Genomic DNA, 16,001 nt, shown 5'->3' on the forward strand with positions numbered 1-16,001 from the left:
AAACGTCTATATGAGCGCCGAACACGAAATCACGAATGACGAGGACGCACTATGGCAGGCCACTCCAAATGGGCCAACATCCAGCACCGCAAGGGACGTCAGGACGCCGCGCGGTCCAAACTGTTTTCCAAACTGTCGAAAGAGATCACCGTGGCCGCCAAGATGGGCGACCCCGATCCCGACAAGAACCCGCGCCTGCGCCTGGCCGTGAAAGAGGCCAAGTCGAATTCGGTCCCAAAGGACGTGATCGACCGGGCCATCAAGAAGTCGCAGGCGGGCGACGGCGACGATTACGAAGAAATCCGCTATGAGGGCTACGGCCCCAACGGCGTGGCCGTGATTGTTGAAACAATGACCGACAACCGCAACCGCACCGCGTCGACCGTACGTTCGACCTTTTCCAAGAACGGTGGCAATCTGGGTGAGACGGGCTCGGTTGGGTTCATGTTCGAACGCAAGGGCGAAGTTCTCTACCCGGCGACTGCGGGTGATGCGGATACCATTTTCGAAGCGGCCATCGAAGCAGGCGCCGAAGATGTCGAAAGCTCAGAAGATGGTCACATCATCTGGTGCGCGGATACGGATCTGAACGACGTTTCGAACGCTCTGGAAACTGCTTTGGGTGAAACGGAGTCCACCAAACTGGTCTGGAAGCCCACCACCACGACCGAGCTGGGTCTGGAAGACATGCAAAAGCTGATGAAGCTGGTTGATGCGCTGGAAGACGATGATGACGTGCAGCGCGTCACGACGAACTTCGAGGCCACTGACGAAGTGATGGCTCAGCTCTGAAGAAGCAAAATATGCAATTGCGGAACCCGGCCAATCTGGCCGGGTTTTTTAGTTTCAGGACAATTCGTATGGGTTATTGGCTGAAGCCCTAGATGCGCTTAGGCTGGGTGGGTGTTGAACTATGGAAAGACGCGACCCCAAGATCCATGACGTCCAAGAAACCTGATACTGCCAAACGCAATGTGCCGGTTCTGACCGGGCAGAGTATTGTGTCCCAGGTTGCGTGGACCTTGGGCAGCCCTTCGGTGGTATTGCCGTTTCTGGCCGTGTCCTTCGAACTGCCGATGTTCGTGGCAGGCGCGCTGGTTTCTGTGCGGATGGTCGGTAGTATGATTTCCGATTTTTTTCTGGCGCAACCTGTCGCGGCAAAATCGCAGAAAAAGCGCGCCATTGCTCTGACCGAAGCTGTTATCGGCGTCTGTCTGGTACTGGCGATGGCCGCAGCAGCGACCGGGGTCGTTCCGTTGATTGCTGTGATCTTCGTTTCGGTCTTTTTTGTGATTGGTCTGGTGGACGAGGTTCAGAACCTGATGTTCACTGATCTGCTGGGCGATCATGTCCATTCACGATCACGCATGGCGATGCAGTACCTGCAACTCGGGTGCGGTGGGCTATGCGCCATCGGCCTTGCCTTGCTTGTGCATCAGATCACCAAGGAAAACCCACCGTTTTCGCGCCATTCCACAATGATTGGAGTGTCGGTTGCGTTTTTTATGCTCTCAGGGCTTTTGATGCTGGCGATGACCGAGAATGCGCGCTCTGTCGAACCAGCAAAGAGGGCTGAAACCAAGCCAAGGCTATCGTTTAAGGCCAATGTTCAGGGTATTCTGAACATGTTCGAATTCCCTTGGTTTCGGCGTTACATGGCTATGCGTATGCCTTTGGTGGCTGTCTCGCTCTCTGTACCGTTCTTCGCCCTGATCGCGGCAGAGGCGCATCACAGTTCGGCAAAAGGTCTGACCGCGATGATCGTGTCTTCTGCTTCAGGTTATCTTGTTTCAGGGCCTTTATGGCAATTCGTGAACATGAAGTCCCATCGCGCTGTCATGATGGTTGGAACCCTGATGGTGGCCGCCACCGGAAGCGTCCTTTTGGCGTTCCACTATTTGGGCATCGATCACGATGTGCATCTGCATGCCATCGCTCTGTTTGTTGTCACCGTGGCGGTGACGGGGATCAGCAGTTCGCGCAAACTGTATTTTCTGGACATCGCGCCCAAGGATCTTCGCGTGCAGGGGTCAGCTGCGGTCAAATCAATTGCCCGTTTGTCAGCGGTGCTTCTCTCGGCGGCATTGGCCGCAGTTGCCCATATGCATGAGGTCGCATTGGCGGTCGCCTTCATTGTCGCCGTCAGCCTGGCGTCCTGCGTAACATGCTATCTAATGATGCAGCCTGTCCGGAAAGACGCATCCCAGCCGCAGGAGTAAAGCGCGTGTTCTCAGAAGAACGACGAGATCTCGTCCAGCGGTTTCTTCAGCTTTGCCACTGCAGGCACTGTCGCGGTTTCCGAAGAATGCCCAGCTGCGATGATCATCGTCGGTTTTTCTGATGCGGGCCGGTCCAGCGCGTCGTTCAGAAACCGCATCGGATTCGGGGTATGGGTCAAAGTGCTGAGCCCCGCGTGGTGCAGTGCAGCCAGCAGAAAGCCGGTGGCAATGTTCACGCTTTCCGGCACGTAGTAATTCTTATATCGCGTCCCATCGTCGAACTGTCCCCAGCGCTGGGCGAAAACCACGATCAGCCAGGGGGCGATGGTCAGGTGCTCTTTGACTGCATTGGTGCCGATGGGCTCAAGCGCTTTGATCCATTCATCACCTGCGCCGCCCGCATAGAACCTGCGTTCTTCTTCCTCGGCTTCTTCGCGGATGCGCTGCTTTAGGTCAGGGGCCGAGATCGCGGCAAAGTGCCAAGGTTGATGATTGGCGCCAGAAGGCGCGGTGCCCGCCGTGCGCAAACACATTTCGATCACGGTGCTGTCGACGGGGCGGGGGCTGAAATCCCGCACCGTATGGCGCTGGCGCATCTTGTCGTAAAAGGCCTGTGCCGCGTCTAGCATGTCTGCATCGCTGATCTCGCACCGGTCTGGCAATGGAATTGGATCATAGCTGAGAGCATCGCGTGAGAACATCGGTTCCTCCGAAATTGGGGTGTGCGATCAGTTCGCGCTTGGGGGCAGCAGGACCTGCTTTGCGGCACGTTGAACCGCATTTGTAAGTGGTTTGAGGGCAGGCGCAAGTACGCGCCCAACCTGCCAGCTGAGGGAAATGTCCAGCGGAGCATTTGCAGCGATGGGACGCAACAGCCCCTGATCCAAGGCGTCTTGGGCAAGGGCCGCAGGGTTCATGCCCCATCCGAGCCCGGCAATCGCCGCATCCACGAATCCGTGCGAGGACGGCAGGAAATGAAACGGGGGCGACAGGTGAGGGGCGATATATTGGGACAGCCACGCCTTTTGCAGACCATCCTTTTGGTTGAAGACAAGGCAGGGTGCTTTGCCGAGCGTGCCCTCGGTCACGCCGTCCTTGAACCACGTGTCGATGAAGGCCGGACTGGCTGTGGGTAAGTATCGCAGGACACCCAGCGCTGTCACGTTACACCCCGTAACGGGGTGCCCGCCAACGGTGACAGCGGCGCTGACCTCACCTCGTTTCAGCCAGTCTGCCGAATGATCCTGATCGTCGATGACGAGATCGAACAGCATATTGGGCACTTGCGCCATTGCATCGACAAACCACGTGGCCAGTACATCGGCGGGCACAGCAATGCGAACACGCGCCGATCCCGGATCCGTTTCCAATGCCAATTCGCGGGCCAGTTGCGCCTCAAGCAGTCCGACATCCTCAGCATAGCGGGCAATGCGCAGCCCTGCCGACGTTCCGGTGCATGGCGTACCCCGATGGATCAGTGATGCCCCAATCCGGTCCTCCAGTGCCTTTATCCGTTGGGAGATGGCTGAAGGCGTCACAGCCAATTCCGCCGCTGCTGCGTCAAAACTGCCATGACGTAGAATGGCTGACAAAGCAGACAGGTGGTTAGGGTCCAGAAACATTAGTGGAACTTAATTGAGGGTAACATCTTTAATTTGATAGATCGTGCCATGGGGCTTAGTCAACGTTGGGAATTCGCAGGAGGTCCCATGCCCACATCCATGATCGCCGGTTTCGCACTGGGTTTCAGCCTGATCCTCGCGATCGGGGCGCAAAACGCCTTTATTCTGCGGCAGGGGTTGCGGCGAGAGCATGTTTTCATTCTGTGCCTGACCTGCGCGGTATCTGATGCTTTGCTGATTGGTGCGGGCGTGGCTGGATTTGGCACTCTGGCACAGGCGATACCATGGTTCGAAACCGTGATGCGCTATGGCGGAGCCGCGTTCCTGACTTGGTATGGGCTGCGCAGCCTGCAGTCGGCTTGGCGGGGTGGCGCGGTGATGGAGATCGGCAATGGCCAGCGCACCAGCCTGAAAGCCGCGCTTCTTACGGTGCTCGCGTTCACTTGGCTGAACCCGCATGTCTATTTGGACACTGTAGTCCTGATCGGTTCAATCTCGGCGCAGTATGACGACCGTCTTCGGTTCGCTCTGGGTGCGATGTTCTCCAGCTTTGTGTTCTTTTTTTCGCTTGGGTATGGCGCGGGCATTTTGTCGCCCGTTTTTACACGACCACGGGCGTGGCAGGTGCTGGATGTGGGGATTGGCGTTGTCATGCTGGGTATCGCACTGAAACTTGTTATCATGTGAAGGGTTGTCCCGGGTCTGGTTTCGGTGTTCAACCTATGCCATGACCTCACACACCGCTTCGTCCCGTCCCCTAGCAGGCATGTTCTGGATGTTTTCCGCCGGGCTGTCCTTTGTTGTGATGACGGCATTGGTGAAGTCCCTGGGCACGACCATGAACCCGATCCAGGCCGCGTTCCTGCGATACGTTCTGGGGCTGGTGTTCTTACTCCCGGCTTTACGGTCGATCATGGCAACCAAACTGACACCCCGGTTGTTGACCCTGTTCGGAGTGCGTGGGGTCGTTCATGCGGTTGCGGTAATGCTGTGGTTCTTTGCCATGACCCAGATCCCGTTGGCTGAAGTCACGGCCATGAACTACATGACGCCGGTTTATGTGACTTTGGGGGCAGCCCTGTTTCTGGGTGAAAAACTGGCCTTTCGGCGGATAGCCGCAATTCTGGTAGCTTTGGTCGGGGTACTGATCATCCTGCGACCTGGATTTCGAGAAGTGTCAGCAGGCCATTTGGCTATGCTGGGGACGGCCCTGACACTGGGTGGCTCTTATCTGTTGGCCAAACTGCTGGTGCGAGATGTGCCACCTTCGGTCGTCGTGGCGCATCTGTCGATTTGGGTGACGCTTGCGCTGATCCCATTTGCTGTGGCCGTCTGGACCCAACCCAGCTTGCGTGATCTCGGGGTTCTGTTTCTGGTGGCCTGTTTTGCGACCGCCGGGCACTATCTCATGACCCTCGCCTTGCAGGCCGCGCCGGTGGCGGTCACGCAGCCGATCACGTTTCTTCAACTGATCTGGGCCACATTGCTGGGCGCTGTTGTGTTCCACGAAAGCGTCGATGTTTGGGTCGTTGCCGGTGGCACATTGATCCTGTGTGCTGTCAGTTTCATCTCATGGCGCGAAGCAGTCCTGAACCGTCGAGACTTGACGCCTCCGAGTATTGCGCCGAAGCTGTGAGGTCGGCACGCTTCGGATTTTCATTAATTGACGAGTCAATAAAACTCCCTTAGCTTGGCATCGTGATGCTTGCTCAGGGGGAAGTGATGCCGAAAGTCGGAATGGAACCAATTCGCCGGGATGCGATTGTCCGTGCGACGATTGCAGAATTGGGCGTGCAGAAATCCCTTGATGTGACTGTCAGCCAGATTGCGAAGCGCGCGGGCATGTCCAGTGCACTGGCGCATCACTATTTCGGTGGCAAGGATCAGATATTTTTGGCTGCCATGCGTCAGATCCTTTCGGATTTTGGTGATGAAGCGCGGGCCAAACTGAAGGCATCTGCTCCGGAAGGTCGGGCACAGGCGATCATTGAGGCGTGTTTTGCCCCCTCGTGTTTCACACCCGACGTGATCGCAGCATGGATGACCTTCTATGTTCTGGCGCAAACCAATGATGATGCACTGCGCTTGTGGCAGATCTATCAGGCACGCATCCGTTCAAACCTGATATACGCTTTGCGCTCAAAGATGCAGGATCCCGTCGAAGCCGCCGAAAACATGATCGCCCTTATTGACGGGTTGTATATCCGCGCGGCTCTCAGCGCGCCGGAAGAACCACAACTGGCCGTGACACACGCGATACGCGTGCTCAACACTCTGCTCGAGGCTGAAAAGTGACTAAACCAAACATTCTTATCCTGATGGTGGATCAGCTCAACGGGACCCTCTTCCCCGACGGTCCCGCTGATTGGCTTCATGCCCCGAACCTGAAGAAGCTAGCGGAACGGTCGACCCGGTTTGCAAATGCTTACACGGCGTCGCCACTCTGCGCGCCGGGGCGGGCCAGCTTCATGTCCGGTCAATTGCCTTCGCGCACCGGCGTCTATGACAACGCAGCCGAGTTTCGCAGCGACATCCCCACCTACGCACACCATCTGCGCCGGGCAGGATATTACACATGCCTTTCGGGCAAGATGCATTTTGTAGGTCCGGACCAGATGCACGGGTTCGAGGATCGCCTGACCACTGATATCTATCCGGCTGATTTCGGCTGGACCCCGGATTATCGCAAACCGGGCGAGCGGATCGACTGGTGGTATCACAACATGGGGTCTGTCACCGGTGCTGGCGTTGCCGAGATTTCCAACCAGATGGAATACGACGACGAGGTTGCCTATCACGCCAAGGCCAAGCTCTATGATCTGGCGCGCGGCAAGGATGATCGCCCATGGTGTGTGACCGTCAGCTTCACCCATCCGCATGATCCTTACGTCGCCCGTCGCAAATACTGGGATCTGTACGAGGATTGCGAGCATCTGCAGCCCGAGGTCGCTGATATCGGCTATGACAATCAGGACCCGCACGCCCAACGTATCTTCGACGCCAATGACTGGCGCAGTTTTGACATTACCGAAGAGGATATCCGCAAATCCCGTCGCGCCTATTTTTCCAATATCTCCTATCTGGACGACAAGATCGGCGAAATCCTAGAAGTGTTGGAAACGACCCGGCAGGAGGCGATCATTCTGTTTGTCTCGGATCACGGCGACATGCTGGGCGAACGCGGCTTGTGGTTCAAAATGAACTTCTACGAAGGCTCGGCGCGCGTGCCGCTGATGATTTCGTCCCCGGATCTGCCTGCTGGGCGGATCGATACACCGGTTTCGACCATCGACGTAACACCAACCCTTGGGGCATTGGCAGGTGTAGACATGGATGAAATCGCGCCGTGGACGGATGGTGAAAACCTCGTGCCGCTAGCGAAAGGCGTCGAACGTACCGCGCCAGTAGCCATGGAGTACGCGGCCGAGGCGTCTTACGCGCCGCTGGTTTCGCTGCGCTATGGCAAGTGGAAATACAACCGCTGCGCGTTGGACCCTGATCAGCTGTTTGATCTTGAGGCCGACCCGCACGAAATGACCAATCTGGCAGACAGCCCCGAACATGCGGGTACGCTGCAAACCTTGCGCGCAAAATCCGAAGCCCGCTGGGATTTGGATCGTTTCGACGCCGATGTCCGCGCCAGCCAGGCAAAACGCTGGGTCGTGTACGAGGCGCTACGGCAAGGCGGATATTACCCATGGGATTATCAGCCGCTGCAAAAAGCGTCTGAACGCTACATGCGCAATCATATGGATCTGAACATCGTAGAGGAAGACGCCCGGTTCCCGCGCGGCGAATAACCTCTTCACCTTTGTGAAAATACCCCCGCCGGAGGCGTCCAACCTTCTTGGCGGGGCAGGAGTTATGGAAATGGAAGCAGATTTTGTCATCGTTGGCGCAGGGTCCGCAGGCTGCGCAATGGCGTATCGCCTAAGCGAAGCCGGGGCCTCGGTTCTGGTGATTGAACACGGTGGCACCGACGCAGGTCCGTTCATTCAGATGCCGGCGGCTCTCAGCTACCCCATGAACATGTCGCGCTATGATTGGGGCTATCAGTCCGAACCTGAGCCGCACCTGAAGAACCGTCGTCTGGCTTGTCCGCGCGGCAAGGTGATCGGCGGCTCGTCCTCAATCAATGGTATGGTCTACGTTCGCGGTCACGCGCGTGATTTTGACACATGGGCCGAGATGGGGGCAGATGGCTGGTCTTATGCGGATGTGCTGCCTTACTACAAGCGCATGGAAAGCTGGCACGACGGAGGTCACGGCGGTGATCCGACATGGCGGGGTACTGATGGTCCGCTTCACGTCTCGCGTGGCCCTCGTGACAACCCTTTGTTCAAGGCGTTTGTCGATGCAGGCCAGCAAGCTGGTTACGAGGTGACAGGCGACTATAACGGTGAAAAGCAGGAAGGCTTTGGCCCGATGGAGCAGACCGTCTGGAAAGGACGGCGCTGGTCGGCGGCAAATGCCTATCTGAAGCCCGCTCTCAAACGCGACAATTGCGATATCGTACGGGGCCTTGCGTCTCGGGTCGTGATGGAAAACGGTCGCGCCACCGGTGTCGAACTGATCCGCGGCGGCAAGAAAGAGGTGATCAAAGCCCGACGCGAAGTGGTATTGGCGGCGTCGTCGATCAACTCGCCCAAGTTGCTGATGTTGTCCGGCATCGGCCCCGCCGCGCATCTGGCCGAGCATGGGATCGATGTTGTGGCGGATCGTCCGGGGGTTGGCGCAAACCTGCAGGACCATCTGGAGCTTTACATCCAGCAGGCCTCGCTGCAGCCAATCACGCTGTATAAACACTGGAACTTGGTCAGCAAGGGTTTGATCGGGGCGCAATGGCTGTTTACGAAAACCGGCTTGGGGGCATCGAACCAGTTCGAAAGTGCGGCTTTCATCCGGTCGAAACTGGGGGTCGAGTATCCGGACATTCAGTACCATTTCCTGCCCATCGCCGTGCGTTATGACGGGCAGGCGGCTGCAGAAGGGCACGGGTTCCAGGCGCATGTTGGCCCGATGCGGTCCCCGTCGCGCGGGGCAGTTACGCTGCGATCGGCAAAAGCCACGGATGCGCCGGTGATCAGGTTCAACTACATGAGCCATGAACAGGATTGGGAAGATTTCCGCACCTGTATACGTCTGACCCGCGAAATCTTTGGCCAGGACGCGTTCAAACCCTATGCAGGCAAAGAAATCCAGCCGGGTTCTGCTGTGCAAACGGATGAAGAGCTGAACGCCTTTATCTCGGAACATGCCGAAAGCGCCTATCACCCTTGCGGCACCTGCCGAATGGGGCGTGCGGATGACAAAAACGCCGTGGTCGATCCCGAAGGCCGTGTCATCGGTGTGGATGGGCTGCGCGTTGCAGACAGTTCGATCTTTCCTCAGATCACCAACGGCAACCTCAACGCGCCGTCAATCATGGTGGGCGAGAAATTATCGGATTCCCTGTTGGGCAAGGACCCGCTGCCCAAAGCCAATGATCGGCCCTGGATTCACCCAAACTGGGCATCTGCGCAGCGTTAACCTTTTGGCGTGCCTCCGGTTGAATATGCGTGATTTCAAGCGCATATCGGGGGCATGTTAAGGATTTGTTTAGCTTTTGTTATTCTTTTGCCGTGCGTAGCGCTGGCTGCAGAACGACTCACGGGTCGGGTTCATGTGATTGATGCCGATACCTGGGATGTGGGCGGCGTTCGGGTTCGATTGCATGGAATCGATGCCCCTGAGTTGGACCAAACCTGTCAGGATGCCAAAGGCTCACACTGGCCGTGCGGTGCCTGGGTTACGCAGGAGGTTCGGCAGCAGTTTCAGGGAAAAACAGCGCCCTGCATACCGTTAGATCGCGATCGCTATGATCGTATCGTCGCAAATTGCACGGTTAGGGCTCAGGATGCGGCGGATCAACTCGTGCGGCAGGGATTGGCCTTTGCTTATCGCAAGTATTCCTCTACCTATGCGGGTGCTGAAAAGGACGCAAAGGCGCGACGTGTCGGACTGCATCAGCAGAAGGTTCAGGTGCCTTGGGTGCATCGGACGGCAGGAAAGTCCAGATCGTCCGATGCGTGCTGGATCAAAGGGAACATCTCTGCCAAAGGTGACAGGATATATCACCGGCCGGGCCAGAACTTCTATGCCAAAACCCGGATTGATACGTCCAAAGGCGAGCGTTGGTTTTGTTCCGCCGCTGAGGCACGCGCTGCCGGGTGGCGCGCTTCGCGACGTTGAAATCTGTATGAAATTGATCCGCGTCAAAGCGAGTACAGCCAGACGCATCTACGACTGATGTGCAACGACTTATTATGGAGCGAACAGATATGTCCCACACCCCGCATGAACTGGCCGAAGAGTTTCCGGACAAGGTCGAACTGATGAGCCAGCTCAAGCAATCGGACGCGCATTTTGCCCGGCTGGCCGACGAGTACCACGAAGTCAATCGTGTGGTGCACCGGGCGGAAACCAATGTCGAGCCCATGGAAGAACTGGCCGAAGTTGATTTGCGCAAGAAGCGGGCAGCGCTGAAAGACGAAATCTGGGCGATTTTGTCCAAAGCCTGATCACTGTGCCGGGGGCAGCGCCCCCGGAATACGCTTTGCCTGGTCAAGATCAGGTAACTTCGTAGGGCAGGGTGCCACGAGTATGGGTGTCAATGCTTAGGCGACGCTCAAGCGGAGGAACCGAACGCTGGTGGCAATTCTGCCGTTCGCAGATGCGGCAGGAGATACCGATAGGCTCGTAGGCGCTTGCGTTGTTGATATCGAGGTTGTCGGCATAAACCAGAGCGGGCGCATGGCGCACCTCACACCCCAATGCGATTGCATACCGTCTGACGGGCGCGCCGAATGATCCCCCGGATTTCGACACATCCCGCGCCAGCGAGATATAACGCACCCCATCCGGCGTTTCCGCCAGTTGCCGAAGGAAATGACCGGGCGTTTCAAAGGCCCGATGTACGTTCCACAGGGGGCACGCGCCACCAAACCGTGCAAATTGCAGACGGGTGGCCGAGTGCCGTTTGGTAATCGTTCCGGCCTGATCAACCCGGACGAAAAAGAATGGGATACCCTTTGCTCCGGGGCGTTGAAGCGTCGACAATCGATGAGCAACCTGCTCGATCGAAGCGCCGAACCGATTGCTGAGTAGTTCCAGATCGTGGCGCTCTTCCTGCGCGGCGGTCAGGAAGGTGGAATAGGGCATCAATGATGCGCCGGCAAAATAGTTGGCCAGGCCGATTTTTGCAATTGACCGGGCCTCGTCGCTTTGGAACTTCGCAAAATCCAGCGTCGCTTCCAACAGTTTGTCCTGGCTGATCAAGGCAACCTGCAACAGCAATTGGAACACTTGTGTTTGCGGCGCGGCGCGTGACGATAGACGCAGTATCTTGCTTTCGGCGTCATACGTGCGCAGGGGTGCAATGTCTGAAAATATCACCTGTATGCCGCGTTCCGTCAGGCTGTTCAAAGCGGCCTGGCGGATGTTCCCAGGCCCGTCTGCCCGGTTGGCAAACAGTTCCGCCGCCCTGTCCACAGCGTCGATATAGTTGTCGCAGTAGTGAAAGAAATCCCGCACTTCCTCCCATGGGCTGGCCTGAATGCGGGCGTCTTCGCGACCTAGCGCTTCGTCCAGTGATGCAAGGCGTTCGTGGGTTTGGCGGTAGGTTTTGTGTAACTCGATGAATGCGCGTGCCAGGGCGGGTGCATTGGACGCCGTCAGGCGCAAATCCGCCAGCGGAGGTTGGATATCGGCAAACACCGGATCGGCCAATGCCTCGCGCATGTCGGACACAAGTCGTTCGCTGTCACCGGTGCTCAGCTCGGTCACATCCATGCCGAATTCCTGCGCCAGAGCCAACACAACCGTTGTTGAAATCGGTCTGTTGTTGTTCTCCATCTGGTTCAGGTAAGGCAGGGAAACACCCAGCTTGGCTGCGAATTCCCGTTGTGTCAGGGTCAGGCGTGTGCGCATCTCACGCAGCTTTGCACCCGCATAGAGTTTTTGAGTCGCCATTGGGGGCCTTTGCAAGTTTTCTAAATCCGAAGACTAACTTTGCAAACTGGTCCGCGCAAGCTGTCAGAGCCCCAATTGCCGTTCCCGTCGGATGACGGCCGCGATGGCGCAAATGGCCAGAAGGGCGGTGGTCAGCATCAGCCACAACAGCGGCATTGCGCCGGTTTCGTGGGTCAGCAGTGCACCTGCCAATGCGCTGAGTCCCGCGCCGCCACCCAACATGATGGCGCCACTCAGGCCCGACGCTGTTGCCGCCAGATGGGGGCGAACTGATAGAGCACCCGATGTTGCATTGGGAATGACCATGCCGTTGCCCACACCGACAAAGGTCATAAGTCCAAAAAAGCTGAGCGCGGTGCCGCTGCCTGAAAGAAAAAAGAGGGCTGACAGGGCGACACCGAAGGCGTTCAACAGGCTGCCCCAAAGCACCATGCGATTTACCCCGACTCGCACGGAGTAGCGCCCGCTGATAAAGTTTCCCGCAAAATATCCGACGGCTGGCGCGCCAAAATAAATGCCGACCTGAGCGGCGCTTAACCCGAACAATTCAGTGCCGATGAAGGGTGCGCCGCCCAGATAGGCAAAGAACGCCCCTGACGAGAAGGCACAAGCCAGCGAATACCCCCAAAAGCGGGGCGAGGTCAGCAACTCGGGGTATTCTTTGAATTGCTGTACAAGCGATTTCCCGCTTTTAGCGGCCGTTTCGCCGAAATCCGTGAATGTCAGGAACAAGGTTAACACGCCGATGGCAAAAGGCAGCCAGAAATTGGCTTTCCAGCCAAGCGTCTCTTCCAATATGCCGCCGATAGCGGGACCGATCATGGGGACCACGGCCATGCCCATGGTCACATAGCCGATCATCGAAGCTGCCTGATCTTGGTCATACATGTCACGTACTGCGGCACGGCTGAGAACCATGCCCACGACCACAACCGCCTGGCACATCCTGAAGATCAGAAAAATTTCGGCGTTGGGGGCATAGATACATCCCAAGGTCGCCAGCAGGAACAGCGCGAGCCCCCAAAGCAGAACGGGTCTGCGACCTGCCTTGTCTGCGAGCGGTCCAATCACGATTTGCAGAATGGCGTTGATCAGCAGGTACAAGGCAATCGACAGCTGCATGACCTTGTAATCGGTTTCGAAATACAGGGCCATATTGGGCAAGCTGGGCAGGAATAGGTTCATGCTCAGGGCGGACAGGCCCGAAAGCAAGACAAGCGTTGCCAATGTAGGTGGTGTGCGCGTAACGGCGCCAGAGCTGAACTGCATGGTTCACGTGTATAGCCATGGATTTTTGGAAAGCCAGCCATCTTGAGAATTCAATGTGATACTTAGCTAATTTGCATTTATCCAAAAGACTGTTGCTTAAAATTTGCAAATTTGCCGAAAAGAACTTTGGCTGAGGAAGGCGAACGGGTAGGGTCGCGTCAAATTTTATAGGGGATACTCGCCATGAAAGACATCCTTTCTGAGTTGGAAGACCGCCGCGGCGATGCACGGCTGGGCGGAGGGCAAAGACGGATCGACGCCCAGCATTCACGCGGCAAACTGACCGCGCGCGAGCGGGTCGAGCTGTTGTTGGATGAAGGCAGCTTTGAAGAATTTGACATGTTTGTCAGCCATCGCTGTACTGAATTTGGGATGGAAAACCAAAAGCCTGCGGGGGATGGTGTCGTCACCGGCTGGGGCACAATCAACGGCCGTATGGTCTATGTGTTCAGCCAGGATTTCACTGTTTTTGGCGGGTCGCTTTCGGAAACCCATGCGCAGAAGATTTGCAAGATCATGGATATGGCAGTGCAGAACGGCGCACCGATCATCGGGATCAACGACTCGGGTGGCGCGCGAATCCAGGAAGGTGTTGCTTCGCTGGCTGGCTATGCCGAAGTATTCCAGCGCAATATCACGGCCTCCGGCGTTGTTCCGCAGATCAGTGTAATCATGGGCCCTTGTGCCGGTGGCGCGGTTTACAGCCCGGCGATGACCGACTTTATCTTCATGGTCAAAGATTCGTCTTACATGTTCGTGACCGGCCCTGACGTGGTCAAAACCGTTACCAACGAGGTTGTCACGGCCGAGGAACTGGGTGGTGCTTCGACACATACCAAAAAGTCTTCGGTTGCGGATGCGGCGTTTGAAAACGATGTCGAGGCACTGGCGGAAGTACGTCGACTGGTGGATTTCCTGCCCCTCAACAACCGCGAGAAACCACCAGTCCGCCCGTTCTTTGACGAACCTGGCCGGCTTGAGCCATCGCTGGACACACTGATTCCGGATAATCCAAACTCGCCTTACGACATGAAGGAGCTCATCACCAAAGTGGCGGATGAGGGCGACTTTTACGAAATCCAGGAAGATTTTGCCAAGAACATCATCACCGGCTTCATCCGGCTTGAAGGGCAAACCGTGGGCGTCGTCGCTAACCAGCCGATGGTTCTGGCAGGATGTCTGGACATTGACAGCTCGCGCAAGGCGGCACGCTTTGTGCGTTTCTGCGATTGCTTTGAAATTCCGATCCTGACCTTTGTGGATGTTCCTGGCTTCCTGCCAGGCACGCAGCAGGAATATAGCGGCGTGATCAAACACGGTGCGAAGCTGCTTTATGCTTATGGTGAAGCCACAGTGCCCAAAGTGACTGTGATCACGCGGAAAGCCTATGGCGGTGCTTATGTGGTTATGGCGTCTAAGCACCTGCGCGGCGATTTCAACTATGCCTGGCCCACGGCCGAGATCGCGGTGATGGGGGCAAAAGGTGCAACCGAAATCATCCACCGTGCGGATCTTGGGGATGCGGAAAAGACCGCACAGCACGTCGCGGATTACGAAGATCGGTTTGCCAATCCCTTTGTGGCAGCCGAACGCGGCTTTGTGGACGAGGTGATCATGCCGCAATCAACCCGCCGCCGCGTGTCCAAGGCGTTTGCCAGCCTGCGGGGCAAGCAGCTGAAGAACCCGTGGAAAAAACACGACAATATCCCGCTGTGACCGATCCGGGGCGGTGCAGGCCGCCCCGGTACTGCTCCCTGCTGTCAGGCTGAGATTTGGGCAAAAACTGCTCAAAATCGAGGCGGAATTGACAAGAATCGGCAAATAGTTGAATGATCCGACCCATCAGACATAGAACAGCGCAGTTCAACAGCACTGCGCGCGCGATCCTGGAAGGAGGAGCTCGCCTTCGGCGAGTCCGGGATCGCGCCATTTGTCTGGTGTTTTGTGCGCTTTGTGCGCCTGTTTTTGCTCAATCGGATGCCCCGCTGCCAGTGCCCTCCGGCCAGCCGGTGCACTTGGACGACGTCTTGCTCGACAACAATCCGGGCGAGCTTTGGCTGCGTTTTCGGTTCATCGCCCCAAAGATCGGCGCGACGGTTGGGCGGATCACCTATGATGTGGCGTCAAAGGACATGGAGCATCTGTGCCAAATTCTGGCGGTTCCCTATGTGACGCAACATAACTTGCAGCCGACACGTGTTGTCATTTCGTTGTCGGACAGACCGGTGGAATTCGGTGATGCCGCCCCGGACGCGACGCAGTTTTTTGAAGCCTACCGGCTGGAGCAATCCCGGTGTATCTGGGAGGGGCTTTGATCATGAATTTTTCCCGTCATGACATCAGAGCATCTCAGACCAACGGTGCGGCTTTGGAGGTGCGCAACATGATCCCATCCCTTTTCGGGCTCGATTTGTCTTTGTCTGTAACTGTTAAGCAGGAGGTGCTGACATGCTGAAGCATCGTGGGTTTCCCGGTCGTCTGACCGGTACAGATTTTCAATTCACCATTCGCCGCGCTAATCCAAAAGGCGTGACACCGCTGACCCGCAGGGAACGGTTTCGCGACCGCAAACCTGCGGACAAGCGCGCGGACACAGCGTTCTTGGAGGCGCTATGGACGCATTTCGGCGATCAGCCGTTCGAGCGGGGCAATCTGGATGCAGGCCGCCTGAGCTGGTTGTACGGGCGCGAGGTTATTCCGGCAGAGGATCCGTTTGATCCGGCCAGTTATGATGCGCTTTTGGTTATTGATGTGGATGCGGCCCGCGCATCCTTTCCCGAAATCATCGACGGGATGGGCTGACTGTGACACTGGCTGCCGCATATCAGTTTGCCGAACCCGGTTTTGCGGCGATCCTGCCCAAATCCGGGCAGGATCTGTG

At 57.0% G+C, this 16,001-nt stretch carries 16 protein-coding genes; 12 read left to right on the forward strand and 4 right to left on the reverse strand.

Annotated elements, in window-relative coordinates; all coding sequences use genetic code 11:
• The first annotated feature begins 51 nt into the window (after positions 1 to 51).
• Positions 52 to 792: a YebC/PmpR family DNA-binding transcriptional regulator gene (locus tag AC2FLD_RS04765; RefSeq protein WP_050602913.1), complete on the forward strand. Its 741-nt coding sequence runs from the start codon at positions 52 to 54 to the stop codon at positions 790 to 792.
• A 92-nt stretch (positions 793 to 884) separates the two neighbouring features.
• Entirely contained in the window at positions 885 to 2,219 is a 1,335-nt protein-coding gene (locus tag AC2FLD_RS04770; RefSeq protein ID WP_496667737.1) for an MFS transporter, read from the forward strand.
• An 11-nt stretch (positions 2,220 to 2,230) separates the two neighbouring features.
• Here AC2FLD_RS04770 and AC2FLD_RS04775 read toward each other — a convergent pair whose 3' ends face one another.
• Together AC2FLD_RS04775 and AC2FLD_RS04780 are read right to left on the reverse strand one after the other, a co-directional pair.
• Positions 2,231 to 2,920 carry a nitroreductase family protein gene (locus tag AC2FLD_RS04775; RefSeq protein WP_496667738.1) on the reverse strand — a complete coding sequence of 230 codons (690 nt, stop codon included), beginning with the start codon at positions 2,918 to 2,920 and terminating at the stop codon, positions 2,231 to 2,233.
• A 27-nt stretch (positions 2,921 to 2,947) separates the two neighbouring features.
• Positions 2,948 to 3,841 carry a LysR family transcriptional regulator ArgP gene (locus AC2FLD_RS04780; protein WP_496667739.1) on the reverse strand — a complete coding sequence of 298 codons (894 nt, stop codon included), beginning with the start codon at positions 3,839 to 3,841 and terminating at the stop codon, positions 2,948 to 2,950.
• Positions 3,842 to 3,928: 87 nt separating this feature from the next.
• Here AC2FLD_RS04780 and AC2FLD_RS04785 point away from each other — a divergent pair, with 87 nt between their 5' ends.
• The 7 genes from AC2FLD_RS04785 (at position 3,929) to AC2FLD_RS04815 (ending at position 10,401) form a co-directional block, all read left to right on the forward strand.
• On the forward strand, positions 3,929 to 4,528 hold the full coding sequence (locus tag AC2FLD_RS04785) for a LysE/ArgO family amino acid transporter (RefSeq protein ID WP_496667740.1): 600 nt from the start codon (positions 3,929 to 3,931) through the stop codon (positions 4,526 to 4,528).
• 40 nt (positions 4,529 to 4,568) lie between these two features.
• On the forward strand, positions 4,569 to 5,477 hold the full coding sequence (locus tag AC2FLD_RS04790) for a DMT family transporter (protein ID WP_496667741.1): 909 nt from the start codon (positions 4,569 to 4,571) through the stop codon (positions 5,475 to 5,477).
• Between the two features lie 86 nt (positions 5,478 to 5,563).
• Positions 5,564 to 6,136: a choline-binding transcriptional repressor BetI gene (betI, locus tag AC2FLD_RS04795; protein ID WP_496667742.1), complete on the forward strand. Its 573-nt coding sequence runs from the start codon at positions 5,564 to 5,566 to the stop codon at positions 6,134 to 6,136.
• The gene (betC, locus tag AC2FLD_RS04800) at positions 6,133 to 7,641 is read left to right on the forward strand and encodes a choline-sulfatase (RefSeq protein ID WP_496667743.1); all 1,509 of its coding nucleotides are present in this window, start codon (positions 6,133 to 6,135) and stop codon (positions 7,639 to 7,641) included. Before betI ends, betC begins: the two co-directional genes overlap by 4 nt.
• Positions 7,642 to 7,711: 70 nt before the next feature.
• The gene (betA, locus tag AC2FLD_RS04805) at positions 7,712 to 9,370 is read left to right on the forward strand and encodes a choline dehydrogenase (RefSeq protein ID WP_496667744.1); all 1,659 of its coding nucleotides are present in this window, start codon (positions 7,712 to 7,714) and stop codon (positions 9,368 to 9,370) included.
• 135 nt (positions 9,371 to 9,505) lie between these two features.
• Positions 9,506 to 10,072 (forward strand): thermonuclease family protein, encoded by a 567-nt coding sequence (locus tag AC2FLD_RS04810; protein ID WP_496667745.1) that lies wholly within the window; start codon positions 9,506 to 9,508, stop codon positions 10,070 to 10,072.
• An 89-nt stretch (positions 10,073 to 10,161) separates the two neighbouring features.
• Positions 10,162 to 10,401 (forward strand): HP1242/YdcH family protein, encoded by a 240-nt coding sequence (locus tag AC2FLD_RS04815; protein ID WP_496667746.1) that lies wholly within the window; start codon positions 10,162 to 10,164, stop codon positions 10,399 to 10,401.
• A gap of 49 nt (positions 10,402 to 10,450) precedes the next feature.
• Here AC2FLD_RS04815 and AC2FLD_RS04820 read toward each other — a convergent pair whose 3' ends face one another.
• Positions 10,451 to 11,851, reverse strand: a complete 1,401-nt coding sequence (locus AC2FLD_RS04820; protein ID WP_496667747.1) for a helix-turn-helix domain-containing protein — start codon at positions 11,849 to 11,851, stop codon at positions 10,451 to 10,453.
• Positions 11,852 to 11,914: 63 nt separating this feature from the next.
• A complete protein-coding gene (locus AC2FLD_RS04825; protein WP_496667748.1) occupies positions 11,915 to 13,120 on the reverse strand; it encodes a multidrug effflux MFS transporter in 1,206 nt (401 codons plus the stop codon).
• Positions 13,121 to 13,303: 183 nt separating this feature from the next.
• On the opposite strand from AC2FLD_RS04825, the gene AC2FLD_RS04830 reads away from it, so the two are divergent.
• The 3 genes from AC2FLD_RS04830 (at position 13,304) to AC2FLD_RS04840 (ending at position 15,922) form a co-directional block, all read left to right on the forward strand.
• Positions 13,304 to 14,836: an acyl-CoA carboxylase subunit beta gene (locus AC2FLD_RS04830; protein WP_496667749.1), complete on the forward strand. Its 1,533-nt coding sequence runs from the start codon at positions 13,304 to 13,306 to the stop codon at positions 14,834 to 14,836.
• A gap of 113 nt (positions 14,837 to 14,949) precedes the next feature.
• The gene (locus AC2FLD_RS04835) at positions 14,950 to 15,435 is read left to right on the forward strand and encodes a DUF6497 family protein (RefSeq protein WP_496667750.1); all 486 of its coding nucleotides are present in this window, start codon (positions 14,950 to 14,952) and stop codon (positions 15,433 to 15,435) included.
• A gap of 133 nt (positions 15,436 to 15,568) precedes the next feature.
• Positions 15,569 to 15,922 (forward strand): hypothetical protein, encoded by a 354-nt coding sequence (locus tag AC2FLD_RS04840; RefSeq protein ID WP_496667751.1) that lies wholly within the window; start codon positions 15,569 to 15,571, stop codon positions 15,920 to 15,922.
• The last annotated feature ends 79 nt before the right edge of the window (positions 15,923 to 16,001 follow it).

Source organism: Ruegeria sp. CDSA021 (assembly GCF_059612325.1).